We start from the raw sequence: 8286 nt of genomic DNA on the forward strand, positions 1-8286 counted from the left end.
CAAACAAGAACCTTTCTACCGCTTCCCACGCTCTGGTGGCGATTTTTTGCGCCGTATGCGCGTCCATGTGTTATTTTGGGTAGAAAATCACATGATATGGATGAAGATAAACCATTCCTTCTTTATGTAATATTGATCATAGAGATTTAATAAATCACCCCTATCTAATATCATGATAACCAAACATTAGATAGGTTACAATTATAATAATAAAGAATATTCTAATAATTTTATTATTCAGCCACTTCATCCCGATGACTAAAGTCACGGGCTTTCGTAGCAGTTATTCTTGTAAGGAGAGTAACTAGTCATAAGTTCGGTGATGAACGAAGAAGGATGATGACGAAAGTTTGGGGTTGTCACAATAAATGTTTCCATACGTGATCAGTGCAGAAGAATAAGAAGAAAAAAACAGATGGCTGGTAAAAACATAGACAGCCAAGGGAGAAACTGCGCAAATTGGCAATGAGATATCTTTTTGTTATAATAACGGACAGAGTAATAGGCGATGGAGTTCGCTAAACTATCGTTCGGGCTGATGACTCCTACCAGTAAATCAATTATTGGTAGGAGTTTGTTTTTTGGATAAATTGAAGGAAAAGGGGTATTGTTCGTGATTTATGTCGTCGTTGGTCTTGCCGGCATTGTCGGCGCGCTGCTTCGCTATTATTTAGGATTGTTTGTGGGTGCCTTATGGAACGGGTTGTTTCCTTTGGCAACATGGCTGGCCAATATAATTGGCTGTTTTGCGTTAGGATGGCTGACTGCCTATTTGCCTCGGCTGCGCAATCTTCCTCCTTATGTTGTGACAGGACTAGGAACGGGATTAGTAGGATCGTTTACGACTTTTTCGATGTTCAGCGTCGAGACGGTTCAGTTGCTTCACACGTCTCATTTAGAGTTAGCGTTGTTCTACGTTTTCCTCAGCATGTGCGGCGGGCTGCTTATGGCATGGATCGGATTTCGCCTTGGACACGGCCGCTTGCATGCACAAAAAGAGGCGGCGGAATAAGGAGGAGATCTTATGTTATGGAACAGCGCACTGGTGGCGATCGGAGGGTTTTTCGGCGCGATTGCGCGCTTTGGCATCAGCAATTGGATCAAACAGAAGTATCCTTCTTCTTTTCCGCTTGCTACATTATTAGTCAATTTAATCGGGTCTTTTTTGCTTGGATATATTATAGGAAAAGGATGGAATGATTCGTGGAAGCTTCTTTTCGGAACAGGATTTATGGGGGCATTTACGACTTTTTCCACATTCAAGCTAGAAAGTATGGCTCTTTATATTCATAAGCAATGGAAAATGTTTGTTTTGTATCTTGCATTAAGCTATATACTCGGTCTGCTTCTTGCTTTTCTTGGCATGAAAGCATCAAGTGTGTAAAACGGCTATTGTCTAGCGTTATATTTTTTTGTAATATCACAAATAAAGCATGAATGGAGAGATAGAGAATGCCGACTTACCATGACCGTACAAACGATATTGTAGACCTTTGTCTACTTGCGGGAAAAATTATGCTCGAAAGCGGCGGGGAAACATATCGTGTGGAAGATACAATGATGCGTATTGCTGCTTCCTTTGGCATTCCCCGTTCGCACAGTTATGTCACGCCGACAGGAATTATTTTTTCGATTGATCGAATGAATTCCACGCAGTTTATTCGGATTGTGGAACGTTCGACAGATTTGCAAAAAGTCGCGCTTGTGAACAATATTTCCCGTCGCATCAGCAATGGAGAATTATCACTGGATGAGGCATATACACAGTTAAAAGAAGTGGAAAAACAAAAGCTTGCTTACTCCCTTTCGCAGCAAGTAGCAGCAGCGGCGATTGCCAGCGGGTGTTTTGCTGTCATGTTTGGAGGATGGAACAACTTCTTTCCTTCGTTTCTTGCCGGAGGAGCAGGATTTTATTGTTTTGAGATGATTCACCGTCTTGTGAAAATACGATTTTTCGCTGAATTTTTTGCATCGTTTATCAGCGGTGGATTGGCCATGATCCTTGTTGCGATTGGGTTGGGGGCGAATTTAGATAAAATCATTATTGGATCTGTCATGCCGTTAGTGCCGGGACTAGTGATTACAAACGCGGTGCGTGATTTAATGGCGGGACATTTTCTCGCAGGGTTGTCTAAAGGTGCGGAAGCATTTTTAACAGCGTTCGCGATCGGCACCGGTATTGCGCTTATTTTGTCGATTGGCTAATCGTAAGGGGAATTGCGGATGATCGTACAACATATATTAACAAGTTTTATTGCTTCAGCAGCGTTTGGGATTATTTTTAACATTCCAAAGAAATTGTTAATCAATAGCGGATTTGTCGGAATGGTTGGATGGATGATTTATTTTTTATTTGCCGAACATCAATTAAATGATGTTGCCGCTACGTTTATTGCGGCTTTCTTTGTTGCGATGATCAGCACCATATTTGCAAGAATATATAAGACGCCAGTTACGATTTTTAGTGTTTCCGGAATTATTCCGCTTGTCCCAGGAGGATTGGCGTTTGAAGCGATGCGCCACGTCGTTTTCAACGACTACAATACGGCGATATCGCTCGCGGCGAAAGCGTTTATGATTTCTGGAGCGATTGCCATGGGATTGATTTTTTCTGAAGTGATTAATCAGCTTGTCAAACGGAAGTGGAAATCCTAACTCTCTACAAAGAGAGGTAGGATTTTTTTGTGCTGCTGTTATGAACATAAACCGTTTTTTGTTCGTTAATTAACTTGCACAGGTTGCAACATTTTTTTTGAATATTATAATATGTGTAACAACTATTTTCGAAGCACATTTGATGTTTCGCCATTGTTTGCAAATATATCATCGGGGGAGAGCATAATGAGAGAAATGATTCATGCGATGAAGGAAGAATTATGGGAGATTTTTGACCACCTTCATCGTCATCCGGAAGTTAGTTGGGAAGAGTGGAAAACGACGGAGTTTATTAAGCAGCAACTGATTCAAGAAGGATATCGTGCCAACACGTTTTCCGATTGTCCGGGAGTGATTGGGGAAATCGGCAGCGGGCCGTTTACAGTCGGATTGCGCAGCGATATGGATGCGCTTTGGCAAGAAGTAAATGGAGCATGGCAAGCAAACCATGCATGTGGGCATGATGCACATATGACAATGGTATTAGGGGTTGCCAAACTGTTTAATCGCATCGGTTATAAGCCGCCTGGAACATTGAGGTTTCTTTTTCAACCAGCAGAAGAAAAAGGAACAGGAGCATTGAAGTTTTTAGAAAAAGGAGTTATCGATGATATTGACTTTTTATACGGTGTTCATTTGCGGCCGATTCAAGAAGTAAAAAGCGGTTATGCTGTTCCCGCGATTTTGCACGGAGCAGCGCAATGCATTGATGGAGAAATTAAAGGAGTTGCCGCGCATGCGGCAAGACCGCACCTTGGAGTCAATGTCATTGAAGTTGGGAGTGCGATCGTACAAGAGCTGAGCAAAATCCATATTGATCCACAAGTGCCTGCATCGATCAAAATGACAAGATTTCACGCAGGAGAAAAAAATGCGAACATCATTCCAGATCATGCGGAATTTTCGCTTGATTTGCGAGCACAAACGAACGAGGCGATGGAACAGTTGGTAGAAGGATTGAATCACGTGGTGAAAGGGATTGCATCTATTTATGATGCGGATATTCAGCTTTATTCAGGAGTTCGTATTGCCGCTGCGCGGCCGCATCCACAAGCACAGCAACTAATGGAGCGTGCCATTGTTGCTACGTTAGGAGAAGAAAAATGTCTGCCGCCAGTAGTCACTTCAGGTGGGGAAGATTTCCATTTTTATTCATTGATGAAACCACAGTTAAAAACGACGATGCTAGGGCTTGGTTGTGATTTAAAACCGGGATTGCACCATCCGCAAATGACGTTCCGCCGCGAAGATTTATTATCTGGTATTGAAATATTAGCAAGAGTCATTATGGAAACGTTTGAGCATTTTGCACCACGGGGGGAGACAGAAAGTGCGTATCTCACTACAAAAAATTGACACGATCGAACAACTTGAAGAAATGGCGCAACTAGAAGCGGAAGTGTGGGGAACAAGCCCAATTCCTACCCATCAAACGTTAACGGTGGCGAAAAACGGCGGCATTATTATCGGTGCTTTTATTGATGGAAAAATGGTCGGATTTGTGTATAGTTTTCCCGGATATCAAGATGGAGAAACGTATCTTTGTTCGCATATGCTCGGGATTGCTGAACCATTGCGTGATCAAGGAATAGGTTATATGTTAAAAATGAAACAGGCACAAGAAGCAATCAAGCAGGGATATCGTACGATTCGTTGGACATACGATCCGCTCCAAAGCAGAAACGGCTATCTTAACATTGCAAAGTTAGGAGCGATTTGCTCACAGTATATCGAAAATTGTTACGGTGAAATGGATGATGCTCTAAATAAGCATTTACCGTCGGATCGATTTATTGTGGAGTGGCTTCTAGGGAGCCGATATTTACAAGAGAGAGGCCGCTTTTTTTCAAGACTGAAGTGGTCGCCAGAAAAGATGGTGCTTGATTGGAAACAAAACAACACCGGTGACCCAGAAGCGATTTGGAAAGAGGAACCTATTCATCATGACTATCCGTTTTTGCTTGTGCCTATTCCTCTTCAGTTTCAACGATTAAAAGAGACAGATCATGAATTAGCGCTTGATTGGCGCTATAAGACACGTGATGTTTTTGTTCGCCTCTTCCGTGAAGGATGGGCCGTTGCGCATATACTTCGAAAAGATGATGAGCCTGTTTTGTACTATGTTTGCGTTAAGCGCAACGAATTGCCGCTATAATGAGGAGGAATTTTTTATGGGAATAAAAGTGAAACGAGTCATACTGCGCCACTTGCAAATGGAACTAAAGTCGCCGTTTACCACAAGTTTCGGTTCGTTTCAAAAGAAGGAGTTTATTTTAGTGGAAGCGATGGATGAAGATGGGTTATCAGGATGGGGGGAATCGGTGGCCTTCCCTTCACCTTGGTATAATGAAGAAACCGTAAAAACGAATTGGCATATGATAGAAGATTTTTTATTGCCTCTTTTATTTCAAGCGCCAATTGCTCACCCAGAAGAGTTGCGGCAACGTTTCTCCGTCATTCGCAAAAATCAAATGGCAAAAGCGGCGATAGAAGGGGCAATATGGGATTTATTTGCGAAAAGACAGCAACTGCCGTTACATAAAGCACTCGGTGGAAATAAGAATCGTATTGAAGTAGGGGTAAGCATTGGGATTCAAAAAAGCATCGATGATCTATTGCGTATTATCGAACGGTACGTACAAGAAGGGTATCGGCGCATCAAAATAAAAATTAAACCCGGATGGGACGTTGAGGTTGTTCGGGAAGTTCGTCGTCGTTTTCCAGATGTTCCGCTCATGGTCGATGCAAACTCTGCTTATTCATTAGAAGATATCGATCGACTAAAGGCGCTAGATGAGTTTCAGCTAATGATGATTGAACAGCCGCTTGCTCCTGATGATATTGTAGATCATGCCACATTGCAGGCACAGTTAAACACGCCAATCTGTTTAGATGAAAGCATTCATTCCGCGGAAGACGCAAGGAAAGCCATTCAGCTTGGCAGCTGTCGAATTATCAATATAAAGATCGGCCGTGTCGGAGGATTGGCGGAAGCGAAGCGTATTCACGATATTTGCAAGGAGAACCATATTCCTGTCTGGTGCGGCGGCATGTTAGAAGCTGGTGTCGGAAGAGCGCATAATATTGCCATTACGACATTAGATAATTTTACGCTGCCTGGCGATACAGCCGCTTCTTCCCATTACTGGACAAAAGATATTATCGTTCCCGAAGTCACTGTTCATCATGGAACGATTACAGTACCAGAAAAGCCGGGAATCGGATATGATGTCGATCGGCAGCAAGTAGATATTTATACTAGTTATGCTAAGGTGTACCACGCTTGACTTCTCAACCCGAACATGAATCTTAGTGTTCGGGCTTTCTTATTGCGATTAAACGATAGATCGCGGATAGCTGAAATAGGGGAAATAAGAACAAGACATAAATAATGGCAAGAGTAAAAAAGCTGGATTGGAAAGGCTGCGCTCTTTCCAATCCAGCTATCAAAGAATGATTCATTGCATTAGTTTGCTAATTCTTTTATTCCTGTATTCGCTTTCACAAGAATTTCATCAAATTTCTTGCTGTCGACGTTTTTCGAGGAAAGAAGTGTGCCAACAATCGATGCGATGAATCCTAATGGTATTGAAACGATACCAGGGTTTGCAAGTTTAAAGAGCGGTTCACCGACAAGAATAGCAGCTCCTGGTTCCGGTGACCAAACGTTTGGGCTGAAGAAGACGAGCAACAACGCACTGAATAATCCAACAAGCATTCCTGTAATAGCGCCAGTTGTATTAAAACGACGCCAGAAAATCGTTAATACAATAATTGGCAAGTTGGCGCTCGCGGCAACAGCAAATGCCAATGAGACAAGGAAAGCGACATTCATTTTTTGAGCGAATAACGCTAAAAGAATGGATAAAACGGATACACCAACAGACGCCCAGCGCGCCGCAACCATCTGTTCTTTTTCCGTTGCTTCACCGCGGCGAAGAATATGGCTATAAAAGTCATGAGCAAATGCCGACGCGGCTGATAGGACAAGTCCAGCAACGACAGCTAAAATAGTGGCAAATGCGACTGCCGATACAAACGCGAATAGGAAATCGCCGCCGAGCGCTTCGGCTAATAATGGAGCTGCCATGTTTCCGGCAGGGTTTGCGGCGACAATTTTGTCATAACCAACGAAGGCCGCGGCCCCAAATCCTAAGAAAATCGTTAACACGTAAAAGATTCCGATAATCCATGTGGCATAGACGACGGATTTGCGGGCGGTTGGTGCATCTTTTACTGTAAAGAAGCGGATTAAAATGTGCGGAAGCCCTGCTGTTCCTAGGATGAGTGCTAAATTTAATGAGATTGTATCAAGCGGATCTTTAAATTTGTTGCCAGGATTGAGGAATGCTTCACCCAGTGGTGTGGCTGTTTTTACTTCGTTAAACATTTTTATGAGGTTGAAATCAAATTTCGCAAAGACAATGATCGAAATGATAAACGTACCAACTATTAGCAAGACTGCTTTCACGATTTGCACCCAGCTTGTGGCCGTCATGCCGCCGAAAACGACGTAAATCGTCATGAGTATGCCGACAATGAGGACAGAGTAAACGTAATCGATTCCTAATAATAGCTTAATGAGACCGCCAGCTCCAACAAGCTGAGCAATCATGTAAAAAATGGAGATGGAAATCGTATTCAGCGCGGCAACACCGCGCACTTTTTTGTCATCAAACCTTGCTGCAATCATGTCAGCCATCGTATATTTTCCAAGGTTGCGCAGCGGTTCGGCGACAATATAAAGAACGACTAAATAGGCAACAAGGAAGCCAATACTATAGAAAAAGCCGTCAAATCCAAATAATGCAATCATTCCTGCAATTCCTAGGAATGAGGCAGCAGACATATAGTCGCCGGCAATGGCCAAACCGTTTTGCCAGCCTGTTAAGCTGCTGTCTGCTGTGTAAAACTCGCTCGTTGTTCTTGTTCTTTTTGAAGCGAAGTAAGTGATGACCAGCGTCAGAGCCACAATGATTAAAAAGAGGAAAAAGGCTAAGCCATGCATTACAAGTTTCCTCCTTCTTTCGCTTCTTGTTTCATTTGCTCGACGATTTCATCAAATTTTGCTGCGCGCTTAGAGTAAAGCATGCATAATGCCCATGTCATAATAAATTGCGCAAATGCAAACACCCATGCCCAGCTAATTGGGCCGATCGCAGAAGAATTTAACACATTAGAATAAGACGTTAAAACCGGAAGGGCAAAGTAAAACACGAAGAAGAATAGCGTTGCTGGCAAAATAAAGTTTTTCTTTGCGCGCATGAGATGTTGAAAAGATGAAGATTGAGCAATTTGGCTATAATCAATTGCCGAGCGGTTTTCGAAAGAACGCTCTTGCACAGCCATGAAAATCCCCCCTTAATTCTTATTTGATAATAAATTGAAACAATGCGCCTCCTTTCATTGTTCATAAAATTGTCACAAATTTATTATATAGTTATCTGAAAAATTTGTAAATTATAAATTTTGTATATCTTTGGATTATGGATGCGAAAAAATTTATAACTTTAACGCTTAAAATGGCAAAAATTTTTTGCTGTTTTTGTTATTTTCTAACTTTACAAGAATAACTGCTACGAAAGCCCGTGACTTTAGTCATCGGGATGAAGTGGCTGAATAATAAAATTA

Annotated in this window: 9 protein-coding genes and 1 riboswitch; of the genes, 7 read left to right on the top strand and 2 right to left on the bottom strand. The window is 42.3% G+C overall.

Going from position 1 to position 8286, the window contains the following annotated elements:
* The first annotated feature begins 495 nt into the window (after positions 1–495).
* Positions 496–555: riboswitch (Fluoride riboswitch) on the top strand.
* A 58-nt stretch (positions 556–613) separates the two neighbouring features.
* The 7 genes from crcB (DCC82_RS06460) to menC all read left to right on the top strand — a co-directional run bounded on the left by crcB (DCC82_RS06460) (position 614) and on the right by menC (position 5942).
* Positions 614–1012 carry a fluoride efflux transporter CrcB gene (gene crcB, locus DCC82_RS06460; protein ID WP_041269597.1) on the top strand — a complete coding sequence of 133 codons (399 nt, stop codon included), beginning with the start codon at positions 614–616 and terminating at the stop codon, positions 1010–1012.
* 12 nt (positions 1013–1024) lie between these two features.
* A complete protein-coding gene (gene crcB / locus DCC82_RS06465) occupies positions 1025–1384 on the top strand; it encodes a fluoride efflux transporter CrcB (RefSeq protein ID WP_012749500.1) in 360 nt (119 codons plus the stop codon).
* A 68-nt stretch (positions 1385–1452) separates the two neighbouring features.
* Complete coding sequence (locus tag DCC82_RS06470) at positions 1453–2205, top strand: threonine/serine exporter family protein (RefSeq protein ID WP_097354227.1); 753 nt, start codon at positions 1453–1455, stop codon at positions 2203–2205.
* Positions 2206–2223: 18 nt separating this feature from the next.
* Positions 2224–2655: a threonine/serine exporter family protein gene (locus tag DCC82_RS06475; RefSeq protein ID WP_097354228.1), complete on the top strand. Its 432-nt coding sequence runs from the start codon at positions 2224–2226 to the stop codon at positions 2653–2655.
* 186 nt (positions 2656–2841) lie between these two features.
* Positions 2842–4011: a M20 peptidase aminoacylase family protein gene (locus tag DCC82_RS06480; RefSeq protein WP_062677660.1), complete on the top strand. Its 1170-nt coding sequence runs from the start codon at positions 2842–2844 to the stop codon at positions 4009–4011.
* Entirely contained in the window at positions 3986–4810 is an 825-nt protein-coding gene (locus DCC82_RS06485; protein WP_097354229.1) for a GNAT family N-acetyltransferase, read from the top strand. Before DCC82_RS06480 ends, DCC82_RS06485 begins: the two co-directional genes overlap by 26 nt.
* Before the next feature lie 16 nt (positions 4811–4826).
* The gene (menC, locus tag DCC82_RS06490) at positions 4827–5942 is read left to right on the top strand and encodes an o-succinylbenzoate synthase (protein WP_097354230.1); all 1116 of its coding nucleotides are present in this window, start codon (positions 4827–4829) and stop codon (positions 5940–5942) included.
* A 179-nt stretch (positions 5943–6121) separates the two neighbouring features.
* Here the strand turns inward: menC and DCC82_RS06495 are convergent, their stop codons facing one another.
* Positions 6122–7663: a solute symporter family protein gene (locus tag DCC82_RS06495; RefSeq protein WP_097354231.1), complete on the bottom strand. Its 1542-nt coding sequence runs from the start codon at positions 7661–7663 to the stop codon at positions 6122–6124.
* Positions 7663–8004, bottom strand: a complete 342-nt coding sequence (locus DCC82_RS06500) for a DUF485 domain-containing protein (RefSeq protein ID WP_012749507.1) — start codon at positions 8002–8004, stop codon at positions 7663–7665. The genes DCC82_RS06495 and DCC82_RS06500 overlap by 1 nt, the downstream gene beginning before the upstream one ends.
* Positions 8005–8286 lie beyond the last annotated feature (282 nt).

The sequence above is a fragment of the Geobacillus sp. LYN3 genome, assembly GCF_003064505.1.
Taxonomy (GTDB): Bacteria; Bacillota; Bacilli; order Bacillales; family Anoxybacillaceae; genus Parageobacillus_B; species Parageobacillus_B toebii.

Excerpts from the sequence above, each read along its gene's own strand:
- crcB (WP_012749500.1), top strand. The coding sequence starts at position 1,025 with ATGTTATGGAACAGCGCACTGGTGGCGATCGGAGGGTTTTTCGGCGCG.
- DCC82_RS06470 (WP_097354227.1), top strand. The coding sequence starts at position 1,453 with ATGCCGACTTACCATGACCGTACAAACGATATTGTAGACCTTTGTCTA.
- DCC82_RS06475 (WP_097354228.1), top strand. The coding sequence starts at position 2,224 with ATGATCGTACAACATATATTAACAAGTTTTATTGCTTCAGCAGCGTTT.
- DCC82_RS06480 (WP_062677660.1), top strand. The coding sequence starts at position 2,842 with ATGAGAGAAATGATTCATGCGATGAAGGAAGAATTATGGGAGATTTTT.
- menC (WP_097354230.1), top strand. The coding sequence starts at position 4,827 with ATGGGAATAAAAGTGAAACGAGTCATACTGCGCCACTTGCAAATGGAA.
- DCC82_RS06495 (WP_097354231.1), bottom strand. The coding sequence starts at position 7,663 with ATGCATGGCTTAGCCTTTTTCCTCTTTTTAATCATTGTGGCTCTGACG.
- DCC82_RS06500 (WP_012749507.1), bottom strand. The coding sequence starts at position 8,004 with ATGGCTGTGCAAGAGCGTTCTTTCGAAAACCGCTCGGCAATTGATTAT.